Source organism: uncultured Treponema sp. (assembly GCF_946187725.1).
Lineage (GTDB): Bacteria > Spirochaetota > Spirochaetia > Treponematales > Treponemataceae > Treponema_D.
Map to the genome: position 1 here is coordinate 137,659 of NZ_CAMHSK010000003.1, position 22,805 is coordinate 160,463.

14 protein-coding genes are annotated in these 22,805 nt (G+C 42.6%); 11 read left to right on the plus strand and 3 right to left on the minus strand.

Annotation, left to right across the window (positions count from 1 at the left end; genetic code table 11):
• The first annotated feature begins 28 nt into the window (after window positions 1-28).
• The gene (locus Q0Q74_RS02480; protein WP_294428180.1) at window positions 29-3,796 is read left to right on the plus strand and encodes a tetratricopeptide repeat protein; all 3,768 of its coding nucleotides are present in this window, start codon (window positions 29-31) and stop codon (window positions 3,794-3,796) included.
• On the plus strand, window positions 3,796-4,413 hold the full coding sequence (locus Q0Q74_RS02485; protein WP_294428181.1) for a diacylglycerol/polyprenol kinase family protein: 618 nt from the start codon (window positions 3,796-3,798) through the stop codon (window positions 4,411-4,413). Before Q0Q74_RS02480 ends, Q0Q74_RS02485 begins: the two co-directional genes overlap by 1 nt.
• Before the next feature lie 6 nt (window positions 4,414-4,419).
• Here the strand turns inward: Q0Q74_RS02485 and Q0Q74_RS02490 are convergent, their stop codons facing one another.
• On the minus strand, window positions 4,420-5,244 hold the full coding sequence (locus Q0Q74_RS02490; RefSeq protein WP_294428183.1) for a hypothetical protein: 825 nt from the start codon (window positions 5,242-5,244) through the stop codon (window positions 4,420-4,422).
• A 115-nt stretch (window positions 5,245-5,359) separates the two neighbouring features.
• Here Q0Q74_RS02490 and Q0Q74_RS02495 point away from each other — a divergent pair, with 115 nt between their 5' ends.
• The 3 genes from Q0Q74_RS02495 (at window position 5,360) to Q0Q74_RS02505 (ending at window position 9,766) form a co-directional block, all read left to right on the plus strand.
• Window positions 5,360-6,061 (plus strand): DUF2259 domain-containing protein, encoded by a 702-nt coding sequence (locus Q0Q74_RS02495; RefSeq protein WP_294428186.1) that lies wholly within the window; start codon window positions 5,360-5,362, stop codon window positions 6,059-6,061.
• Between the two features lie 163 nt (window positions 6,062-6,224).
• Entirely contained in the window at window positions 6,225-7,409 is a 1,185-nt protein-coding gene (locus Q0Q74_RS02500; RefSeq protein ID WP_294428187.1) for a hypothetical protein, read from the plus strand.
• A gap of 35 nt (window positions 7,410-7,444) precedes the next feature.
• Window positions 7,445-9,766, plus strand: a complete 2,322-nt coding sequence (locus tag Q0Q74_RS02505) for a peptidase U32 family protein (protein ID WP_294428189.1) — start codon at window positions 7,445-7,447, stop codon at window positions 9,764-9,766.
• A gap of 165 nt (window positions 9,767-9,931) precedes the next feature.
• On the opposite strand, the gene Q0Q74_RS02510 is transcribed toward Q0Q74_RS02505, so the two are convergent.
• Together Q0Q74_RS02510 and Q0Q74_RS02515 are read right to left on the minus strand one after the other, a co-directional pair.
• Window positions 9,932-10,387, minus strand: coding sequence for a single-stranded DNA-binding protein (locus Q0Q74_RS02510; RefSeq protein WP_294428191.1), 456 nt, complete (start codon window positions 10,385-10,387; stop codon window positions 9,932-9,934).
• 343 nt (window positions 10,388-10,730) lie between these two features.
• The gene (locus Q0Q74_RS02515; RefSeq protein WP_294428193.1) at window positions 10,731-12,668 is read right to left on the minus strand and encodes a hypothetical protein; all 1,938 of its coding nucleotides are present in this window, start codon (window positions 12,666-12,668) and stop codon (window positions 10,731-10,733) included.
• Between the two features lie 68 nt (window positions 12,669-12,736).
• On the opposite strand from Q0Q74_RS02515, the gene hisC reads away from it, so the two are divergent.
• From hisC to mtaB, 6 genes are all read left to right on the plus strand, one after another.
• Window positions 12,737-13,909: a histidinol-phosphate transaminase gene (gene hisC / locus Q0Q74_RS02520; protein ID WP_294428195.1), complete on the plus strand. Its 1,173-nt coding sequence runs from the start codon at window positions 12,737-12,739 to the stop codon at window positions 13,907-13,909.
• A 183-nt stretch (window positions 13,910-14,092) separates the two neighbouring features.
• Entirely contained in the window at window positions 14,093-16,003 is a 1,911-nt protein-coding gene (locus Q0Q74_RS02525; protein WP_294428197.1) for a hypothetical protein, read from the plus strand.
• Window positions 16,004-16,014: 11 nt separating this feature from the next.
• Window positions 16,015-20,031 carry an InlB B-repeat-containing protein gene (locus tag Q0Q74_RS02530; protein ID WP_294428198.1) on the plus strand — a complete coding sequence of 1,339 codons (4,017 nt, stop codon included), beginning with the start codon at window positions 16,015-16,017 and terminating at the stop codon, window positions 20,029-20,031.
• Between the two features lie 118 nt (window positions 20,032-20,149).
• Window positions 20,150-20,518 (plus strand): polymer-forming cytoskeletal protein, encoded by a 369-nt coding sequence (locus tag Q0Q74_RS02535; protein WP_294428200.1) that lies wholly within the window; start codon window positions 20,150-20,152, stop codon window positions 20,516-20,518.
• The gene (locus Q0Q74_RS02540) at window positions 20,515-21,135 is read left to right on the plus strand and encodes a tetratricopeptide repeat protein (protein WP_294428202.1); all 621 of its coding nucleotides are present in this window, start codon (window positions 20,515-20,517) and stop codon (window positions 21,133-21,135) included. The genes Q0Q74_RS02535 and Q0Q74_RS02540 overlap by 4 nt, the downstream gene beginning before the upstream one ends.
• A gap of 6 nt (window positions 21,136-21,141) precedes the next feature.
• Window positions 21,142-22,596, plus strand: a complete 1,455-nt coding sequence (mtaB, locus tag Q0Q74_RS02545; RefSeq protein ID WP_294428203.1) for a tRNA (N(6)-L-threonylcarbamoyladenosine(37)-C(2))-methylthiotransferase MtaB — start codon at window positions 21,142-21,144, stop codon at window positions 22,594-22,596.
• Window positions 22,597-22,805: the final 209 nt, after the last annotated feature.

Consider the following 22,805-nt stretch of genomic DNA (forward strand, 5'->3'; position numbering starts at 1 on the left):
CCTTTTCCTTGCGAGTAGGTGGGGTCAAATGCCAGGATTAAATCAGCTAAAACAGTTCAGCGAAGATATACGCGAATTAGGTGACGAGACAAGAATTCGCTCTTTGAGAGGTGAAAAGCCTGTTTCAGTTCCTTTGCCAGAAGGAATTTCCGAAGATGACGATTCGGACGATTTTATCATCGGTATCCCCGAAAAAAAATCGGATGAAGCTGAGACCGAAGCTGCCAAACCAAATTTTGAAGACTCAATGGAAGAGCTGGGCTCAATTGATGACATTCTTGCCGGTGATTCTAAAAATGATTCTGAAAGTCTCACATCCCTTGACTCTATCCTTGACCCTCAGATTAATGCTGATGAAGCTGACCTTGCAGACTTTTTGAATGATTCTCTGGAACCAGCTCCTGCTCAGGAACCTGAACCAACTCCGCTTGAAGACATGGATCTTGAATCTTTGCTTAGCCCAAGTGAACCTGAAGCTGAGCCTGCAAAAGATGATTCTTCTGATACACAGGATTTTCCTGATTTTGCCACTGAAATGCCTCCTGCACAGCCAGCTGATTCAAGTGCCGCAGGTGATGTTTTTTCTGAACTTGGCGATTTGAGCAATCTCGCAGATATGCCAAAACTTGATGATGCGGATGATTTGGCTGCGTTTGGCGGAGAAACTGCTTCTTCTGAAGACGCAGCATCTGATTCTTCTGATTTGGATTCAATGCCTGATATCGACAGCTTCTCGCTTGGCGGGGAAACTGCTTCTTCTGAAGGCGCAGCATCTGATTCTTCTGATTTGGACTCAATGCCTGATATCGACAGCTTCTCGCTTGGTGGGGAAACTGCTTCTTCTGAGAGTACCCCTTCAAATTCTTCTGATTTGGACTCATTGGCTGACATTGATTCAATGCCTGATATCGACAGCTTTTCGCTTGGCGGAGATTCTGCTTCTGCTGAAACTGCTTCTTCTGAAAGCGACTCTTCTGATTCTTTGAAGGATTTGTCAGACCTTGATTCTCTTGATGCCGAAAGCGGTTCTGATTCTCTTTCAATGCCTGACATCGACAGTTTCTCTCTTGATTCAACAGGAGATGCTGTTGCTTCAGATAATGCTCCTTCTGATTTGGATTCACTTTCTAGTATTGATGATTTAACGGCCGAAACTGGAAGTGAAAGCGTTCTTCCTGAAGCAGATTCCCTTGATGACATAAGCGCCGCACCAGAGGCTGCTGATTTTGCTTTGGACAATGCAGAAAATGCTGATTCTGGGGCTGCCGCTCCTTCAGCTGATTCTTCTGATTCTTCTGATTCTGCTCCTTCAACTGATTCTTCTGATTCTGCTCCTTCAACTGATGACCTTGCTTCTGCTTTCAGTGACATGGACAGCCTTGATGATTTTGGCTCGTCAGGTTCTTCCGATGATTCTTCTTCAAGCCCGCTTGGAAATATTGATTTTGACGATTTGGTTTCTGGCGGTGATGAGAGCTTTGGTGATTCAGCTTCAGAAATTCCTGATGCCGGCATGGAAGTTCCGGACGCAATGGAAAGCGTACCTGGCGAAACTGAAGAAATTGCTCTCGACAGCTATGATACTTCCGACATGGACGGCGTTGATTTTGGTCCTTCAAAGCCGATTTCTGGTGATGAATTTCCTGCAACGGATGAAGGCCTGAACAACGATGACGATGATTTCATCCTTGATTCAAATTTTGAGATTCCTGGCTTCTCTGATACAGAAACCGCCGACATGGGCAAAAAGAAGCCTCTGCTTGATACAATTGATTTTTCAAAGGGCAGGGAAGCGCGTCCAAAAAATTCTCTCACTGATGAAGAATATGTTCAGTTCAAGAAGAATCTTGCAAATTATCCGCTTAATCTCCGTATCGCACTCGAAGATTTCATTGCGCGCGATGAATTTACTGATGATGCGGTCTTTGACATAATCGAAAAAGTTCTCAAAAAGACTTCTGCACGGCAGCTTGCAACTCAGCTTGAAAAAATCCTTGATATTTCAATCAATATTCCTCGTGATTTTGAGCGCCGTTCATTCGCAGAATATGAGGCATACAAGCAGTCTTTCCAATATCAGCTTAAAAACCGAATCATTCCGGCTGCAATTGTCGGCCTGATTCTTGCCTTCGTCTGCTTCGGATTGTTCAAGGCGGGTGAATACTTTATCTATAAGCCTGTAATGGCAAATATTCATTATAAACAGGGATACACTCTCATTGAGGCAAATGAATTCCCGCAGTCCGAAGATGAATTTAAAGAGGCTGTTTCCTATCGTCCGGTTAAAAAATGGTTCTTTAAATACGCAATGGGCTACCGCAATAAGAAGCAGTTTGAGCGTGCCGGTCAGATGTACAAAAACATCCTTCGATTCTTCAATCATGACAAGCAGGCTGGTCTTGAATATGCGGAAATGGAGCTTTTTGACAGGGCAAATTACGAGCGTGCAGAAGAAATCGTTCGCCGTGAAGTTCTTGATTATCATATAAACGATGCTGATGGAATCCTCATGCTCGGTGATGTTTTCCTGGAATGGGCAGAGGTCGAGCCTTCAAAATACGAGCTTGCAAAGCAGCAGTATCTTGATTTGATTCAGCGTTATGGTGGAAATGATGTCTATCTTTCACGAATGTTGCGCTATAATATCAGAACGGACAAACTCAGGGATGTTCTTACCTATAAGAATATGTTCTTCATGAGCAAAAATGAAAAGGAAAATCTCAAGAAACTTTGTGCTTCTGACTGGACGGAACTCAGTGGATATCTTCTCGAAAAACTGTATGGCGTTTTGAGCAAAAATGATGAATATCTTCGCTCTTCAATAGAAGATGTTCTTGAAATGCTGAATCTTGCCATCAAGTCTGATCCTGCAAATCCTGTGGCCAGATACAATCTTGCCCGCTATTTCATCCATAACGGAAATACAGAGCAGGCAAAGATTGAATTTGAACGAAGCCTTGATCTGTTTGATAATCTGCTGGTTCGTTCAAAGAAAAATGTCTACCGCGAAATCAATGCAACCCGCATTCTCGGTGAGATTTATGCCTCAAACCGCGAATATCTCAAGGCTCAGACGATTTACACCCGTGGAATCAACCTTTACAATGAGGAGCATGAAGGTTCTGACCTCGAAGGTGATGTAAATACAGGAAAACTTTTTGCAGACATGGGCGACCTTGATTATTTTGTCTCTGGCGAGCTGGATGATGCACTGTACAATTATGAAAAGGCAATCGAAATCAAGAATGACACTCCTTCAATCAATTTCCGTGTCGGTTCAATTTACTATGGCAGAAAGAATTACGACAAGGCTCTCGAAGCATTCATAAAGGTTTCAGAAAAAGAGCCGAAAAACGCAAATGTTCTTCTTTCGCTTGGAAATGTGCTTTCTTTGCGCGGAGATAATTTTGCGGCAGAAAGTTATTATTCTGATTTGCTCCGTGTTCTTGACGGCACGCATGAAAAACAGAAAATCCTTCTTCCACAGGAAGATGATGAAGATTACACTCTCGTTGATTTGTATCTCAAGGCTAACAATAATCTTGGCGTTACTCTTTACAGAATTGCTCATCAGACTGGAAACAGCAGCAAGAACGCCGAAGCAATTGTCCGTCTTTCAGATTCAATCCGTGCATGGGATGCGCTTACACGAAATCCAAAGACGATGATTCGCATGGAAGGCAGCAATCTTGCCGCTCAAAACTCGAAGTACATCACTCATCCGTACCCTGATTTTGAACCTGCGATTTACACGGATATTCCCCGCATTCTTTCTGGGGAAAAAGGGCTTGAATAGTGAAATATTTTTGCTACCAGATAGGAATTGAGTTTAAGAATCAGCTTATTTCTCTTCGAAAGGAATTTTTCCGCAAAACCATTCATATCTGTACGGCTTTTGTACCTTTAATGCTGCATTTTTCGCGGGCAGGAACTTTGTTCTGTCTTTGTATCGCAGGAATCTTATATATCATTGCGGAAAGCCTTCGTTCAAACGGGCATGAAATTCCCCTGATTTCAGATATTACTGCCGCCGCTGCAAGAAAACGCGATGAAAACAAATTCGTTCTGGGGCCGGTCACTCTCGTTTGCGGGATTGTCGCCGCTTCAATACTCTGGGGAGAAAATGCCGCCGCAGTTGGCATTCTTGCACTCGCTTTTGGAGACGGGCTTGCAAGTCTGGCTGGAAAAACTTTTGGTAAAATCCGGGTTCCGTATACTCATGGAAAAACTGTCGAAGGCAGCCTGACCTGTTATGCCGCAATTTTTTGTTCGACTTTCTTTGTGACGAATGATTGCTTTGTCGCGCTTATTGTTGCAACAGTCGGTGCCTTTATCGAAGTTCTTCCATTAAAAGATTTCGACAACCTTTTGATTCCAGTTCTGCTTGGCGGCATCGTTAATTTTGTGTACTAGTGCTGATTAGCTCCACATGTAGAGTTTGTGTATATAAAGAAGATAGCGGTATGTTCCAATAAGCATACCCGCTGTTCCCAGTGCAAAGAAAACAAAATTATCACAATCCATGAGCATACTGTATCCTAAAAGCAGTACACATAATGAAGATGCCATATGCTTGTATTCGCTGCTATTCTTTTTAATTCCCTGAATGAAAAAAGAAATTACTGAAGTAAGAAGCAGCATAACCCTGAATATATTGATTAAAATGATGAATCCTTCGGTCACAAGCCCTGTCGAGGAAATTCTTGCTGTGTTCATCGGAATAATTGCTGCGAAAACAACTGAAACCGTAACCATGATTATGTAATTTCGCTCGATATCCTGTCTTTGCGTAGTTTCGCTCAAAAGTGCGGCGCATAAAAAACTCAATGGTGCGAGAGTTCTTCCAAAAAGCACGACATTTCCTGCAAAAATCAGCATGTTCGAAAAAGTCTGCCAGAGACCGAGACAAATTGTGATGAAACGGGCAGATTCTGCCATGCAGGCAATCAAAAATCCTGTGAAAAAAATGATTTCCGTGGTCTGCGTGTTTTCAAAAAATCTGATTAAAAGATAAAAGCAGGCGATTACATACAGCCCTAAAACAAGAAATGAAAGCATGAGAGCGATGAAGCTGGTCTTCATGAAAGGAATGTGGTTTAGGAAGTCAGGAATCCTGAAATCCGGCGGAATGATAAGCGAACGGTTGATGATGGAAAATATGAAAGTCAAAAGCATGAGACTGAAAAAAACAATGCTCGAAATCAGAAAGAACTTTATGAATTTGTTTCTAGTGCGAAGAGTCATGTGAAAATCTTAAACTGAAGAGAAAAATATGTAAAGAGTATATTTTTTTAATCCGAAAATAATATAGAAGTGAGAAGTCCTTAAAGTCGGGCTTCTGTTTTCTTTGGGAGGAATTATGAAAAAGCTTCTGTTGTCAGGAATTATGCTTCTTTCAGCTGGACTTTGCTCTTTTGCAGGTGATGCCGCCGCTTTCGTTGATTTGGGAATTTCAAGCGATGGTAAAACTTATGCCTTTGGTGAATACGGAAAGACCGATAAACTTTTTCAGGGCTATGCTGAAATTTACACAGTTGATATAGAAAAAAATGATTTTGTGGACGGTGAGGTGTTCAGAACAAATCCGTCTGCAAATACAACATCTAAAAGCGGAAAGGCCTTGTTTGATGAGCTCAAGGATAAAGCGGCCTGGAAGCTGAAGAAATATGATTTTAAGCCGGCACTTACCGACAATTTGCTTTATGTCCGTGATGACAAAAAAGCGGGTGAAAGTGAAATTGTTTTCAAAGATTTTGAAGGTTCAACTGTTGAAAGAGGCATTTATTATCACATCAAGCTTGCAAAGACAGTTGACGGAAAGGGCGAAAATCTTCGTTCATCATTTTTCATCACACTTGAAAAAAAAGATGACGCAGGAAATGTGATTAGCCGAAATGTGGTAGGTTCCCCGGACATCAAGCGAAAGAAAGTCACTGATTACAGAATTGACAGAATCTTTTCAGACAGAAGCGGAAGAAATCTCGTTTTTGTCGTTGAAAAGACGCTCATGGATGTGAACGGAAGTTCAATCCGCTATATGGTCGAAACAATTCATCTTTAATCGATAAACTGATAAAAATCCCTGTTGAGAGGTAAAAAGCCTTGAAACAGGGATTTTTTTTTGCTTTTTTTTCAAAAAATTTGCATTTTTTTCATTACAGATTGCCGAAAAGTGATTTTTTTTTCAAATAAATATGTAGATTGAAAAAAAATGGAGGTATCGAATGAAAAAATTTTTTAACAATCAAATTGTCCGTCATCTTAGTATGACCTGTGCGCTCGTGGCTGCGGTGCTGGCTTTTGTCGCACCGTCTTCATGCCGTCTTACAGAAGAGGGAATTGAAATCCTTCCTTCTGACACAACGGCTCCCTTTATTGAATCGTTTGCTGTCACAAGCGCGAATTCGGTTTATCTTGACTTTTCTGAACCCGCCGTGCTTGATTCGCTGACCTTGACCGAGCTTGATTCTTCACTTGCAGAAGGGGATGACTGGCTCTATGCTCAAACTGATTCTTCTTCATCTTATGCCGTTGCAAATGTCATTACTTACAGTGAAGATGGAAAATCTTCGGAAATTGAATTCTCTGAAAAAACTGAAATCGGAAAGGCGTATGTCTTTTCTGGAATCGTTTATGACACAACAGGAAACAGCATGACTTTCAGCCAGAAATTTTACGGTTTTAATGAAAGGCCTGCCCGACTCATATTAAATGAGGTAAGGACAACTTTCAGTAAGACGAAAGAAGCTGCTGAATATGTCGAATTTTTCGCTTTGAACGATGGAAACACTTATGGTCTTGAATTTTTGAGTCTTGCCGGAGGAGATTCGAAAAAATACTCTTTCCCGGTGATGGAAGTAAAGAAGGGCGAGTACATCACTCTGCATGGAAGAATTTTCGATGGAACGGAAGAAACTGCACTTGATGAAACTGGTGAGAATATGGCACTTTCTTCTGCTGTTGAAAGTTGTGACACTGCGAGGGATTTGTGGAAGAGCGGAAATGACAAAATCGCCTCAAATACGGACATTCTTATTCTTCGCGACATAACTAGCGGAAACATCATGGATTCACTTTTACTCAGTGTATCCGGAAAAACAGAATGGCCCAGAAAGTCAATGCGGGATTTTGCGAATACGGTCTTTTCGCTAGGCTTGTGGAAAGGCGGTTATCAGCCGGAAAATGCTGTGTGCACGGACGGAATGACTTCTTCGCTCATGCGTTCAATTTCTCGTATGAACACAGCCGAACTTGCTCAGAAATATGCTGACTGTGAAGAGCTTCCATTGTATATCTCTTCATCAAATTCAGACTGGAGTATTACAGATAAAAGCGGAACTGGGAAGAACACTGTTTCAGGTGCGACACCAGGTTTTGAAAACAGTACGAATCTGTTTACCGCAAAATGATTGGCATTCGCCGGGATGTGTGCTAAAATAAAAGAATGTCTGAATTATTAGCACCTGCCGGCAATGTAGAAGCACTTGATGCAGCTATCGGCGAAGGAGCGGACGCAGTATATCTTGGTCTCAAAAGCTTTAATGCGCGTCTCCGCTCCTCAAATTTTGCATGGAATCAGTTTGAGGCGGCTGTTTCTTCTCTTCACCGTCAGAACAAAAAAATCTATGTCACTGTAAATACAGTAAGTGAAGAGCGGGATTTGGAGCGTCTTTATCGCTTCCTTTCTTATTTAAACAAAATCGGCCCTGACGGTCTTATCGTGCAGGATTTCGGCGTAATTCGTATGTGCCAGGAGTTTTTCCCAAATCTGGAACTCCATGGCTCTACACAGATGAATGTCGAAAGTGCGGCCGGAGTCAATCTTTTGAGCCGTTCAGGTCTCAAGCGGGTTGTTGTTGCGCGCGAACTTGGCCTTGAAGAAATCAAATATATAAAGACTCATTCAAATGCGGAACTTGAAATTTTCGTTCACGGTGCGCTTTGTGTAAGTGAATCAGGTCTTTGTCTGTTCTCAAGTTTCCTGGGCGGAAAGTCTGCCAACCGTGGAATGTGTACACAGGCATGCCGCCGTTTCTATACGGTTGATTCAGCATCGGCTGGTGAGCAGCAAGGTTATTATTTTTCTCCATGCGATTTGCAGCTGATTGAGCAGATTCCTGATTTGATGCAGCTTGGCGTTGAATCATTTAAGATTGAAGGCCGAATGAAGAGTGCCGAATATGTAGGTTCTGTCGTTGCGGCTTACCGTTATCTTATGGATAACTGGGAAAAAGACCGTAAAGGTGCTGTCGCTACCGCAAAACGCCTTCTTTCTACTGATTTTGCCCGCGCAAAAACCTCTTACTGGTATAATTTCAAGACAAATGAAGAAGGTGTTGAAAAGGCCGGAAGTTTGATTCTTAATCCAAAACAGGCTGGCGGTACAGGTATTTACCTTGGAAAAATCGACCGTTTTGGTGAAGTCAGTGATGAAGATAAGGAAAAGGCATACAAGGCTTATGAAGAAGCTCTTGAGTCAAATCCTGAAGCTCAGCTTGCTGATTTCCAGATTTCTATGGCTCATCTTTCTGGTGGCAGCTACGACCCTGATCCGGGTGATTCAATCCGTCTTCACCGTCAGGATGACACAGGCCGTGTCAGCCACAAAGTTCGTTCTGTTTCCGTTGATTCTGAGGGCCGCCGTTTTATTGATATTCCGCGTGGCTTTAAGCGCGGTGATTCAGTTTATCTCTTGCAGACAAAATCAATGTCAAAGCGTTATCCGCGTGTGCTTCCGAACGACCTTTCCAAATTCCGAAAGCAGCCTGGCGCAGAAGTGCTTCCTGTGCTTGATTTGACACCTGTCGAAAAAAAGGAACTCACTTATTTCCCTGAAGGGCTTTACATTCAGGTCTCAACCGTTTCCGATTTGCATACGGCAATATCAAAGAATCCGGTTCGCGTGATTTTGGAATACAATTCTGAGTCCAAAGTTGATTTGCTTGAAAAAAAGACAAAACTCCCTGTCTCAAAAAAGCAAGTCATTATTTCTCTTGACCCATACTGTCCGGCCTCAAAAGAAGAGCAGCTCCTGAACGATTTGACTGAGTTAATCAGCGAAGGCTATCAGACTTTCGTTGTAAACAATATCGCTCATATATCAATGCTTCGCGGTAAAGGCGTAAATCTTATTGCAGGCCCCTATCTCTACACCTTCAACAGATGGGCCGCTTCCTGGTTTGAAAATCAGAATATCGGTGCCTTTATCACACCGCTTGAAAATTCATGGGATAACCTGAAGATGACCTGGGAAGAGAATGTCCGTGACAGGGTTCTTGTTACGGCTTACGCATATCCGGCTCTTTTCAGAATGAGGTTCCGTCTTCCAGAAAGCTACGATTTCCTTTATTTCATGGACAAGGAAGAGCAGGTATTTAAAGTAAATTCTACTGCTGACGGCTCTGTCGTAATGCCTGAGGCTCCGTTCTCAATCGTGGACAAGGCCGAAACTTTAAATTCAAACGGATTTAAGCGCATTCTTCTTGATTTTTCAAGAACAAGAGTTACACGGCAGGAACTTAAAGCCGTCACCAATGCCATGATAAAAAAACAGCCGGTTCCTGAAACTTCCCGCTTCAACTGGAAGGATGGCTTTTACAGTCCAGAAAAAATCGAAATCTACAAGGCGATGAATGAAAAAGCACTTGCAGAAAAAGAAGCCGGACTTGCTGGAAGGGGCAGAAATTCTTCTAACAGGCGAGGAAGGTCTGCTTCGCGTAACGATGAACGACGCTCTTATTCCGATAGAAAAAAACGGCACAAATAAGGTAATAAGGTCTATTCAAAAGGAGAACTTATCACGACTTCGCTTATCTTTATGGATGTGGTAAAACGATAGAGTGTTCTAAAATTAGAATGGCTCTCGTTTCCTTCCTTATCTGTGCCGAAATATGCCGTCTGGGCTTAACAAACCTGGACGGCATTTTTTTATTTAGAAAACGGTTTCACCTCCGTCCATAAATTCGTTGTTGGGTTCATAATCGCTTTCTGCCATCATGCCGGCGGCTGCAGTTGCTGCCATTGATTTTGCGTCTTCCTCTGTTTTTTCAGAAGTTTTTGGATACTGAAAATCAATATGTTCTGCGATGATGTAAATTTTTGAAGAATTCTTTCCATCCGCTGTTTTCCATCTGTCTTGCTTGAGCCGACCTACAACACGGAGACCGCGACCTTTTTTCGCCATTCTTTCGACGCGTGAGCAAAAATTCGCTCCCCACGCCTCTACATCGAAAAAAGCGGCATCTTTTTGAACCTCTCCGTTTGCCCCTCGATAATAATGATTTGTTGCGACTGGAACGACACAAACTTTTGTTCCACGCGGAGTTTCTTTTACAATCGGGTCACGAACGATGTTTCCCTCGATTAAAACTTGATTCATCTGATTCATACATTTTTCTCCAAAAAAATAAGATTTCTGAAATTTCCTTGCTCTGGATGTTTTCCTTTGATTTTGGAAATTTCTTTTTGCACTTAGAGACCCGGCCGAAGTCCTTCATGCTGAACAAGAGGATGCTGCCTGACCGTATTTTTTCGAACAGGCTTTCTTCTCTCTTCGTTCACTTATTTATTTGAAAAAAAAAGCACATTTCGGCAATCTGAAGCGAAAAAAATCATAAAAAAAGCAAATTAATTGTTGAAATTGAAAGTAATATGGAGATTTTGGAGATTTTGCTTCTTGATTAGGGCAAAAAAAATGGGCAAAGGAAAAACCTTTGCCGCGTGATTTTTTGTTACATTGGAATGTTTTTTACGAGCTTGACCATGTAAAGCTTGATGTACATTAGCAGTGCATCGCGCTCACGGATTTTCTGAAGCCCCGGTGCCGTCATAAGGCTTTCGGCAAGACTTTCAATGCGGTCTTTTGTGAAGCCTTCTGTTTTCATTGTGCGGAGCGTTCGGCGGATGTAATCCCGGATAAGGGAATTGACATCTTCTGTAAGGTTGTTGTGAGTTTCCTTACCAAGACGGTGATTCCACATTTTTTCGTATGAATCAAGCTCTCGGTTGAGGGTTGATGTAACCGGAACATAGGCTTGTTCAACGCTTCTTGCAGCTTCCCTCAATGCAACCTTTTTTGAGATTGTTGCATTCTGGGCAATCATGGCTGTTGTTTCGTCTTCCTTGCGCTTTGTCTCTTCTTCTTCGTGATAAATTTCGGCCCTTGTTTTTCGGGTTTTGTTTCGTTTTGCCTTTGGCGGACGAAGAAGCATTTTTGCAATCCATGCAATGAGCGGCATAGAATACCAGAATGGAAGCATGATTTTTGCATCGTTTAGAAGCTCCTGCCTGCTCATGAGAAGGATGTCACTATATGGCAAAAGCTGGTCATTTACAAAGAGACTGATTTTGCTGGTGTCATCTCCGCCTGAAGCATCATAGCTTAAAAGCGGCAGGAAAGATGAGTGCAAAAGTGCGCTTAGAATCGGCGACTGAATGCGGATTTCTCGTTCAAGCCTGTCTTCAAATGCCCTTGGATCCTTCATTTCGGGAAGGACATCAAACTGGCGGAGAACTTCTGACCAGTGAGTTTTGATTGCGTCGAGAACAGAAATTCTTGCGTCTGTACAGAGTCTGAGAATGAGCGGAAGAACCTTGCTTTTGAAGATAAAATAACGCTGGTCGTCATAGGTTTTGAAAACGAGCAGGTCTGGAAGTTCCTGAACCGGCGCTTCCTGTGTTTTTTTGTGAAGATAATCTTTTAATTCATCTTCTGTGTACTGGCCGAGAAGCGGAACTCCCTTGTTGTCAGTGAATTTGATGATTTCATCGAAGGTGAAGTAATATGGCGGTTTTAAAAGATGTGATTCAAGGGTTTTGAGAGCACCTTCTTTTTTGGCCCGTTCCTGAGCTTCGGTTTTGAAATAGTTTGCTCCAACTTCGGTAATGTAGACTGCCTGTAGACAAGACAAATCTTCCTGCGTGTAGTCCTTGATTTTTTCGTAGTCCTGTTTGATGAAAAAGCAAAGCTGATTCCAGAGATAGAAACTTTCGGTTGTCTGACTCAGGGTTTCGAGGGAATGATCAGGTCTGTCGACGAATGCGTTGAAGAAGTTTTTTACAATCATTTCGCGGCCAGGATTTGAAACCGTGAGCTTTTTGAGGAAGTAATCGTGATGCTCTTCTTTTTTGAGCATGTTCTGGATTTTACCAACTGCATCTTCAATGAGCGTAACAACGGAAATCGTTGACGGAAGAAGAATTGAAGGCGCATTGTGCGGCAAAATCAGGCCGTAAAGAGTTTTTTCGTTTAGTTCCTGATGTTTTAAGAGCTTTCCGATTAAGTCAGCGGCACTTTCTTTTACAAGAATTTCCTGCGGAGTACCTTTTGGCAAATCGGCCTCTGAAGGAAAGGGAAGTGACGGATTGACAGAAATGTCTCTGTAACGCTCTGCAAAACGCTCGATATAGAAAGGAATTACAAGAATTCCCTGTTTGTCAGGAGTGATGTTTACGAGCATGATTTGGTGTGAATCACTCAATTTATCCAGTTCTTTCTGAAGGGCTGGAACTGGATCTTCCAGATAGCAGGCAAGACTCGGCTGTTCAGCAAGATGATGTTCTGAATAACGCTTAAGATATTCACAGAAATCCGTGTAATTGACTACAGCATTTTTTTGTCGTGATGCGAAAAATTTTAATAAAACTAATATGCTAGTTGTTGTTGCCATGTCTTTATTTTATCAGTAATTTGTCATAAGATAAAGAGACTTTTTCTTAAAAAATGTAGGAGTTAAAAATGTTATCAAAGCGTATGTCCAATCTTCATCCTTATGTACCGGGTGAGCAGCCAAAAGACCGTGTTTATATAAAGCTGAACGCGAATGAAAATCCTTATCCTCCATCACCAAATGTAATGAAAGCACTGCAGAAAGCGGTCGCAAGTCATCCTGAAAAACTTGGCCTTTATCCTGATCCTGATTCAAATGAACTCAAAGAAGCGATTGCAGATATGCTTAATAAATCTGGAGGCGTTTTGTGCCGTGCAAATCTTTCTGGCGGCAAAAAAAACGGGAGCGGTGCACTTGTTTCTCCTTCTGAATTTGACAAAATTCCTTTTGTCGTCAGCCCGGATATGATTTATGCAGGTAACGGTTCAGATGAGGTTTTGAGTTTTGTTTTCTATGCCTTTTTTGATTCTGACCGCAAGCTTGTTCTTCCTGAGCACACTTATTCTTTCTATCCTGTTTACGGTGGATTTTATGATATTCCGCTTGCAAAAATCCCTTTAAAAGAGGACTGGACTCTTGACCGTGAGAAAATGCTTGAAATGGCAAAGTCTGAAGATTCAGGCATAATTTTCGCAAATCCGAATGCACCGACTTCTCTGGGGCTTACTCGTGATGAAGTGCGCGAAATGTTAAAATCAGCTCCAAAAGACAGGGTTTTCGTTGTTGATGAAGCATATGTCGATTTCGGCGGCGAAAGCTGCATTCCACTGCTTGCTGAATTCCAGAATCTTGTGATTATCAGGACTACATCAAAAAGTTTGTGCGGAGCCGGTCAGCGTCTCGGATTCCTTGTCGCAAACAGGGAGCTTGTTCAGGCCGTCACAACAGTAAAGAATTCCCTTAATCACTTCCCGATTGATTATCTTGCCCAGCAGGCCGGAATTGCCGCTTGTAAGGACGCCGGATATTATGTCAAATGTGCGCAGAGCGTTGCCTTTGAGCGCGATGAATTCATTGACTTCTTGCGTGAAAAGGGATGGTATGTCCTTGACAGTCAGACGAACTTTATTTTCTGCCGCAAAGACGGTGTGAAAGGCGAGGAAGCCTACAAAAAAATCAAGGAAGAGGGCGTTCTTGTGCGTCATTTTGCGACTCCCGGCATTGAAGACTATTTGAGAATCACTGTCGGAACTCACGAACAGATGCAGACTTTGCGCAATATGATAGAAGAAATTGCATAATCTGTAGTGATTTTATTGATAGTTACAGGTAGTTTTTTTTTGTAGGATAACAATTTTTCTTTACAGATGCTTATAATCGACTTAAAATAGGTTAAGTATTTGGGGGTGCGAGAGCATAGTAGGCCTGTTTGAAGAGTTTCAGACAGGCTTAGTCATTTCTAACCTATTTTTGGAGGTCGATTTATGAAAATATCTTCTCCATGCACAGCGATTCTGGCAGTATCCCTTGCTTTATGTCTTACAGGCATTTCATGTGGTGATTCTGGCAGCAGCGGTTCTTCTGATTCAGTTGATTCACCTGATTCTGCCAAAAAATCTTTGTCCGTTTCGAATGTGCTTTTTGATTCTGTAAGCCGTGAGTTGAGTGCCGGTGTAACGGCAGATGACGGAGTGACGGTTACAATCAGCGGCAACAATGCCAGCGAATCTGCTGTGGCCCTGGACAACGAAATTTCCCTTACATTCGTTAAGCCTCTTCTTGAAGGCATAATCGGCGGAAAATCTTATTCATTCACGGTTTCGGCAGCGGGCTATCAGGACAGCAAAATTCAGATTGATTACTGGCCTAAAGTCGTACAGGAAATTTCCTGCGAGGACGAAGAAAACATTTTTGCAGGCGGGGCAAGTGATTTTGTAGAACCGTTTTTTGAGCTTAAGAATTACGATGAATCAAATGTTTCGACGGCATTTACCTTTCTTGTCTATGATGCTGAGGCATACAAAAAAAGTGCAACCCGCATACCTCTCGATGTAAATACTTCTGGCTGGACTTTTTCTGACATGGTTCAATTCTTCTCGGATTCTTCAAATGTAGGAAAAATCGTTACGGCTGAGTTTGTCACGACTCCAAATTTTGAGGGAACTGCAGAAGAAAAAGATGAGCTTGCAGGTAAAGGGCTTGTCGCTTTCAACTGTAAGCCTGAAGTGCTGGCAAAAAGTGCCCACATCGTAAATAATCACGGTCGATTTGAGGCCCGTCTGTTTGCAGAAAATGAAGATGACATTCGTGATGTGGTTGAAACGGCTGGCGGTAAGGTAAACTATCAGTGGCAGGTGTCTGATGACGCTGAGAATTATACTGATATTGCAGGGGCGACAGGAAAATCATTTTCTGTTACAAAGGACCTGTTCAATTCTTATGTCGATAAAACGCTGCGTGTAAAAATTACGCAGACATTTGGCGGAACTGTGCAGGAAAGCATTTATTCTTCTTCATACCCTGTCTACCACAATGTAAAGAAAAGTTCGCTCTGGTATGACGGACTCCTTGAAGCGGGCTCACAGTTTGAAATTGCTAAAATCCGGGGAACACTTGTTGATGAGTTTGGAACTTCTTATGATGCAGGTGATTTTATCTGGAATAAAATTAACGAAGTCCAAGAAAAAGACGGCTATAAAGCCATTGCTTCCGGGTATTTTAGAGTCAGCTGCGAAAAAGAGAAGTTTTATAGTGCAACGGCAGACATTTTTGTAAATGTGCAGGCTGTTGTCACTCAGGAAGATTTGCCGGAACTTTCGACTGCTACAAGTTCTCTTGCTGTCGGAACCGTTGATTTTACATCAGTCGACACTAATCTTGAAATTTCATTCAACAATGGTGCGACATACACTGATATTCCTGAAACGGCATTTCAGGCAAAATCCGGGGACAGAATGCTCGTTCGCGCACGCTCTGTAGGCACGCCGCTTACCAAAGGCTATGTCCGTGAAAGTGAGCCTCTTGCCGTAACGGTAGAAGATGCAAATCTTGGTACTCAGACAACAGAGGGAAGCAGCATGATTGAAGGCCTTACCGTGCGAACTCTTACTCTCAAAAAGAAGACTTCAAAAGGCTTGACTACAATTACTCCGATTTTTAACTATTCAGGCGGTGACTGCAAGTATGAATTTACATGGCTTATTGATGAAGCCCCTGCTTCTTTGTACAGCGGAGTTTCTTCGGGTGCGAATAATGCCATTGTGCTTACAAACAGTGAATTCGGAAAAGATGCCTATCAGATTTTCTGTATGGTGCGTCTTTATGTTCCTGGGGATGACGAGTATGACACCGAACTTGGTATCGTATCCAGCCAGATAACAGTTGTCATAAAATAAGGGGGCTTGCTATGAAAAATAAAGCTATTTTCTTATTTACAATAATACCGTTGATTTTGTTTGCCGGCTGCTCTCAGATAACAGAGAACAGCGAAGAATCAGTGGCGGCTCCTTCTGATGGAGTTACGCTTACTGTTGCCATCAACGAAAAGGAAAGCCGAACAGCCCTTCCGTCATTTCAGCTTTCTGACCTTAACTATATAAATCTTTCCTATCAGGATAAAGACGAAGACGGTGGTGAACTTTCGTGGCTTACCACACTCGGAAGCTGGGAAAGTGCTGAAGAAATGGCAAAAGCTGCCATTTCCTTTAAGACAGGAACCTACGCTTTTACGCTTACTGCTACAAGCGATGACATCGTCTTTAGTGAGACAAAATCCGTGACGATTCAGAATGGTGCAAATGCACTCAAATTCACTCCGAAAATGTCTGAGTTTGACAACACTGAACCCTATGGAAAAGGAAATCTTTCTGTGGCCATTCGTTATGATAACAGCGGCATTGCTTCTGTTACCGGCTGTCTTTATACTATTGAAGGATACCGTGTTCCAGGTTACGCAGAAGAAGAACTTACTATCGGCACTGGCGGAAATTCAAGCTATGTCAAAAACAATGTTCCAAGCGGAAACTACATTCTTGTCTTTAATTTCTATGCGGACAGTGCGAAAACTCAGCTTCGAGGCTCTTACCGGGAATATTGCGCAATCGTAAACGAAAAGACCAGTTCGAGTGAGTGTGTTCTTTCAAATATGGGAAGCCTCTTCACGATTACATACAATTTGGACGGCGGAGCCTTTGATTCTGGCATTACGGCTCCTGGTAGCTACACAAGGCAGTGCGAAACAATTACCCTTCCTACAAATGTCACAAAATCAAAATGTACATTTGGCGGATGGTATGAAAAGGCTGACTTTACAGGAAATGCTGTCACAGAAATCCGTAGCGGAAGTATTGGAAACAAGACTTTCTATGCAAGATGGCTTGAAAATGCAACGATTACCTTTGAGCCAAATGCTACTGGTGCTCAAATTAAAACAAATACCCAGACTGTTGTAAAAGGTGTTGAATCAAATCTGATTTATGCAAGCGATCTTGAACTTAAGAACAGCAAGGGAAGTTTCTTGGGATGGGCAACAAAGGCCGATGCCACCAAGGTCGAATACTCTGACGGCGGTGCCATTACCGTAAATGATCGAATCCTCAAATTGTTTGCCATCTGGAGTGTTTCAAGCATAAATCCTCAAAGTGCAGGTGACACGACCGACACTGATGGCGACGGTTTGACGGACTGGGATGAAATACACAAATACTATACAGACCCTTCAAACAAAGACACTGATGGTGACGGCTGGGATGACGGTACGGAAGTAAAAGGCTTGTACAATGCAAACAGCAATACCTTTAATCCTCTGATTGCAGACACACCTCAGCTTGAAATAAGAATGACTGGAAAGCCAGGCATCAGCTACAAGTATCAGGTTACAACGACTACGAGCGATACTGTAAGTGTAAGCGAAAATGACGGTCGGACAGGAAGTTCATCAACGACAAGCTCAAACACCAAGACCCATTCAGAAACAAGCGGCTGGAGTACAAAAGCAGGTTTCAGTGTTATGCATGGTTTTGGTACTGGTACTGGCTATCAAAACACTCTCACCATAAGCGGAGAGGCTGGCTACAGTGGAAGCACTACAAACGGTGACAGTTACACTTATTCACAGTCGGCAAGCGAAGGCTGGTCAAAAAGCTGGAGTAACGGTCAGTCAAGCACTAAGTCAAACGGCAGGACTGTAACTGGCGGTTCGCTTGCCATCCCCGTTCGTTTTAAGAATCCAAGCAATATTGCCTATACTGTAGAGCATGTCACGGTTGCACTCTATCGTCTTCCAACAAATTCGGCTGAAACAAGGAGCTTTGTAACAAATCTGACTCTTCCAAATGACAAGGCTTTTACAATTAAGGCTGAGAGTGAAAGCGGTGATTTTAAGCTTTCTGCTGATTTGTCTATTGCTAAGACAGAGGAACTCTTAAAATATTCAAGCGGTTTTGAGATTGAAGTTTCCGGCTATAAAATCACGCTGCAAAAAGAAGACAGTTCTGCAAATGATTTTACGGAAGCTCTTACGCAAGTCAGGTCAAAGACGGCAGCTGTCTATATTGACTGGGGCAGCACAAGCGGAATAAAAGCCCGTACTTTCAATGTTTCGGTAAAGAACCAGTACAATACCAGTGCTCAGAGCATTGATGAACTGTATGAAACCCCTACATTGGATTATATCTTCCAGACGGTACTCCATTATACAAAAGGCACGGACTATACTCTGAATAAAAACGGCTGTCTTCAAAAGTTCCTGACTGTAGAAAACACAGGCTCATATACCGAAGGGGCGTGGTTTATACTTCATAAATTCACAAAAGGCAGTACCCGCAAACAGACACTGTATGCTCCATATACTGAAGATGTCGATGACTGGTCTATGGATAAAATAAAAGTAAGCGCGGGGGATGAGATTTCTATTTTCTTCAGCGTAGATCATGACGGTGACGGCGTTCCTTTAAACGAAGAGCTTATCTATGGTACAAGTGACGACAAGACTGATTATGACGGTGACGGCCTTAGTGATTTTGAGGAAATCTACGGCTGGTACAAAGACGGCATAGGACTTGAGTCAAAGTATTCTAATTTGAATAAAGTTTATTCAAATCCTGTTCTCAAAGATTCCGATGGCGATGATTTGCTGGATTATGATTCTGCAAGCTCTAAGCGGGATAATGATCCTGTCGTGCCAAAAATGAAAAATGACACGAGTCTGAGCGTCGCAAAATATGCCTTGAAGAACGGCGGAAGCCTTACAGATTTCAATGTATCCAGCAACAAGACGGTCTATTCGACAAAAACTCCTTGTAAAGAATCCGTCTGTCTTGATGTTCAGCCTAAGCTTGCATTCGCCACTGTCAAATATTCCCGCACGAGGGGAGGACCGTCATATTCTGATTTTGATAGGTCAACGGAGTTTGAACTTGATGTCGGGGAAAATATTATCTATATTCAGTGCACGGCTCCTGACGGAACGACTAAAAAGGAATATGAATTCCATATTGAGTCTAAGTTTAAGGATTTTAGTGGCAGCTTAAATGTTGTGAACAAAGAGTATGAAGGCGGAAGAACCTATGTCTCTTGGAACGCATACGAAGATAAGCGAACCAAAGCTGAAAAAGCCGGCGGTTATATCCTGTATGGTTCTAAAGGCTCGATTTCGTCAAAAGAACTCGACAAGACACATCTTGCACAGGCAACAGATTCAACAGCTAATCTTGATTCAAAGAGTGAATTTTACCTTAAATTGGATCAGGACAAGATTAATGAAGGAAGGCTTTCTTTGGATTTGGCTGCAAGAACTGAGTACACAATGTTCCTCTTTGCATATACCCGTAGCAATTCGTATGATAGCTTTAAATCGGTTTGCCTTGCCCAAAAAACATTCACGACAAAAAAGAAGAGCACGGGAACACTGCATTTCTGGGCTCATTTTGTAAAGGATTGTGAGGACTGTGACGGCAGCTGTGATCCTCAGTATTACTGGAACTGGAGCTCATCCGAACCGATGTTTAGTAAAATAAACGAAATCAACCAGGGGTCAAAAGGTCCTGATTTTGATGTTGACGATGAGCAGTTCTATTGCTTTGGTGAGAAAACCATCCACCGTAACGAACCTGGCAAATACGGTGGCTGCAGTAAGGAATACAAAGGAGTATACAGCCTTACCAAAGATCATTCTTTCACATTGGGCTTTGATGCATGGGAATACGATGTAGGTTCTGGCGATGATCATCTGGGAACTGTCACCATGTACTTCAATTACTCTGCGAAAACGAACTCTTGGAATGTCAAATGGCATAATCCTGGTGGTAGCGACGAAAGCTATAGCATTCCGTATAGTAACAGCACTGATGACCACAGCTGGGGCATTCATGACGATGACGGTTACATTCAGGTTCACTTTGGCTTAAAGTGGTGGGAGGATTAACAAAGTAAATGAAAACAGCATGGACTTAGTTCCGTGCTGTTTTTTTTATGTGCTTCAAGTTTTATGCTGTAGATCACATGATTGAAAAAAAATCCCATAGACTGTAGAATATTTGAATATGTTTGATGTTAAAGATTCGGATTTTTTTGATGTCGAGGAAGAGGATTTTGATACTATTCTCGCCCCGGATATTAAATTTCGTGGAAATATAAAAGTCAAAAAGCCGTTCATGATTCGTGGTACGATTACTGGTGCCATTGATGCTGCGAGCGATTTGGTCGTTGACACTAATGCTGTTGTAAATGCAGGAATTTCTGCTTCAAGAGTGCTTGTTCGCGGCAAAGTAGAAGGAAATATCCTTGCGAAAGATGTCGTTTTCGTTACGGCTTCAGGCTCTCTTGACGGTGACATTGTTTCAAAAGAAGTCGTGCTTGAACCTGGCGCTCATTTTTCAGGAAAATGTACTATGACGGGAGAATCTAAATGAAAAAACTATTCCTAACTGTTGCCTGCATTCTTTCTGTTTCATTCAGTTTTGCTCAGTCAAAGCCGGATGCGCTCGTTTTGTACCGCAACGGCAATTATCCTGAGGCAATCAAAATCTGTGAGCAGGAAATCATTTCAAATCCAAAAAACATCGACTCATACTGTGTTCTCTGCTGGTCGCTCGTACGAAACAGGCAGTACGCCGAGGGTGAAATGAGGGCTAATGAAGCCAGAAAAATTGCCCCTGCTGATGTGCGCATTATGGAAATCCTTGCAGAAGCAAAATATTATCAGGGCAAAAACAATGAGGCACTTGAAATGTTCAGAACTTACATCGCAAATGCCCCTTCAAATGCCGCCCGAATCGGAAATGCTTACTATTATATGGGTGAAATTTACATCCGTCAGGGAAAGTACCAGCATGCTGACATTTCAATGACTACGGCCGTTTATACAGAACCTCTCGTTGATATCTGGTGGACTCGTTGTGGTTATGCCCGTGAAATGGCAGGCAGCTATGCTTCTGCACTTGACGCTTATTCCAAGGCAATTGAGTTGAAATCTTCTAATGCTGATGCTGCACGCGGAAAAGAGCGTGTTACCGCCCGATTACGATAAAAACTGATGGACAGAACTATTCATTTTGAAACATTGGGATGCCGTCTCAATCAGGTTGAGAGTGAGGGGGCAGCCCGTTTTTTTACTGATGCAGGTTTTCCTGTCAGTATGGAGCCATTTACGGCAAAATCTTTTGATGAAAGTGTCGCGCTTTGTATTGTGAATACTTGTACCGTCACGGCAAAAGCAGAGCAAAAAGCGCGTAGAATCATTCGTATGCTTTTGAAGAGCTGTCCGAATTGTGCCGTAGCTGTTACTGGATGTTACGCTCAGCTTAATCAAAAAGAAATCATGGCGATTGATAGCCGTGTATGTGTTTTGGGCGGTCAGCACAAAGGTTCTCTTGCCGACCTGCCTCCTTTGTTGAAAAAACTCCTCGAATCTGGCGAAAATCCTGACGGTGAAAAGATTTCTTCTGAAATTCAGAAATTCTTTGATAAAGAAAATACTTCTGCCGTACCAGGAGTCATTACTTCTCCGTTCCGGCTTTCAACCGACACTTTTTTGAATCATTCCCGCTCTTCGCTTAAAATTCAGGACGGATGCAACTGTGTGTGCACTTACTGCCGAATTCGTCTTGCAAGAGGCAAATCCGTTTCTCTCGCGGCAAGCGAAGTTTTGGAGCGGGTAAAGGCATTGGAAAAAGCGGGGCAGAGCGAAGTTGTCATTACGACGGTAAACATTTCTCTGTATTCAAGTGAGTACAATGGAAAAAAAGTCCGCTTTACCGAACTTCTGGCTTTGATTTTGGAGCAGACCGAAAAGATTAAAATCAGAATTTCGAGTCTTTACCCTGAAATCGTTGATGAAAATCTTGCGCGGCTTTTTGAAAATCCTCGTGTCTGTCCGTATTTCCATATTTCTGTCCAGAGCGGAAGCGATTCGGTGCTTGCAAGAATGAAACGGCCCTACCGTATTGAAGCCGTCTATCGGGCGACAGAACTGTTACGGAAGGCAAAGGGCAGTCCGTTCATTGCATGTGACATTATTGCCGGATTTCCTGGTGAAACGGACGAAGATTTTGATTTGACTATGAAGATGCTCTCTGAATGTGGATTTACCTATGTTCATGCTTTTCCGTTCAGTCCGCGTCCTGGAACAGAGGCGTTCAAAATGCGTCCGATGGTTCCGAATTATGAGACGGACAAGCGCATTGCCCGCCTTGAAGAATTCAACAAAAAGTCAAAGACTGATTACATAAATTCGTTTGTCGGAAAGACTTTGCCTGCCGTGTGTGAAAGCGTACACAGAGCGCGTCTTGTAAAGGACCGCGTGATAATTCATGCAGTTACGGAAAATTTCCTGCACTGCCAGCTCGTATTTTCGCCGGATGACAAAAATATTCCTGTTGCCGGAAGTTCTGTTTTGGTGAAGGTAATCCGGCCTCTGGAAGAAAAGGAAAGAACCGGTGAGAGTGATACGCTAGCGGTTCTTGCGTTAGGGGGTGTAGGGGCGGCGTAGCCGTTCTGGAGTGACTGAAAGGAACGAAAGAATGAAGCGCAATTAGCGCGTAACCCCGAAAGACCCGACCGCCGTTTACGGCGGGAACGCAGGGCAAACGCATTTTAAAGACTTTTAAAATGTATGGTATTTAAAAATTTCAAAAAACATTAGAATTCTTTCTGGTGGTGAAAAATGACATTGAAAGAATCGCTAATGACAATCAAGGA

Bases quoted from the DNA above. Each gene is read 5' to 3' on its own strand.
- Q0Q74_RS02480 (WP_294428180.1), top strand. From the start codon at position 29: ATGCCAGGATTAAATCAGCTAAAACAGTTCAGCGAAGATATACGCGAA.
- Q0Q74_RS02490 (WP_294428183.1), bottom strand. From the start codon at position 5,244: ATGACTCTTCGCACTAGAAACAAATTCATAAAGTTCTTTCTGATTTCG.
- Q0Q74_RS02495 (WP_294428186.1), top strand. From the start codon at position 5,360: ATGAAAAAGCTTCTGTTGTCAGGAATTATGCTTCTTTCAGCTGGACTT.
- Q0Q74_RS02500 (WP_294428187.1), top strand. From the start codon at position 6,225: ATGAAAAAATTTTTTAACAATCAAATTGTCCGTCATCTTAGTATGACC.
- Q0Q74_RS02505 (WP_294428189.1), top strand. From the start codon at position 7,445: ATGTCTGAATTATTAGCACCTGCCGGCAATGTAGAAGCACTTGATGCA.
- Q0Q74_RS02510 (WP_294428191.1), bottom strand. From the start codon at position 10,387: ATGAATCAGATGAATCAAGTTTTAATCGAGGGAAACATCGTTCGTGAC.
- Q0Q74_RS02515 (WP_294428193.1), bottom strand. From the start codon at position 12,668: ATGGCAACAACAACTAGCATATTAGTTTTATTAAAATTTTTCGCATCA.
- hisC (WP_294428195.1), top strand. From the start codon at position 12,737: ATGTTATCAAAGCGTATGTCCAATCTTCATCCTTATGTACCGGGTGAG.
- Q0Q74_RS02525 (WP_294428197.1), top strand. From the start codon at position 14,093: ATGAAAATATCTTCTCCATGCACAGCGATTCTGGCAGTATCCCTTGCT.
- Q0Q74_RS02530 (WP_294428198.1), top strand. From the start codon at position 16,015: ATGAAAAATAAAGCTATTTTCTTATTTACAATAATACCGTTGATTTTG.
- Q0Q74_RS02535 (WP_294428200.1), top strand. From the start codon at position 20,150: ATGTTTGATGTTAAAGATTCGGATTTTTTTGATGTCGAGGAAGAGGAT.
- Q0Q74_RS02540 (WP_294428202.1), top strand. From the start codon at position 20,515: ATGAAAAAACTATTCCTAACTGTTGCCTGCATTCTTTCTGTTTCATTC.
- mtaB (WP_294428203.1), top strand. From the start codon at position 21,142: ATGGACAGAACTATTCATTTTGAAACATTGGGATGCCGTCTCAATCAG.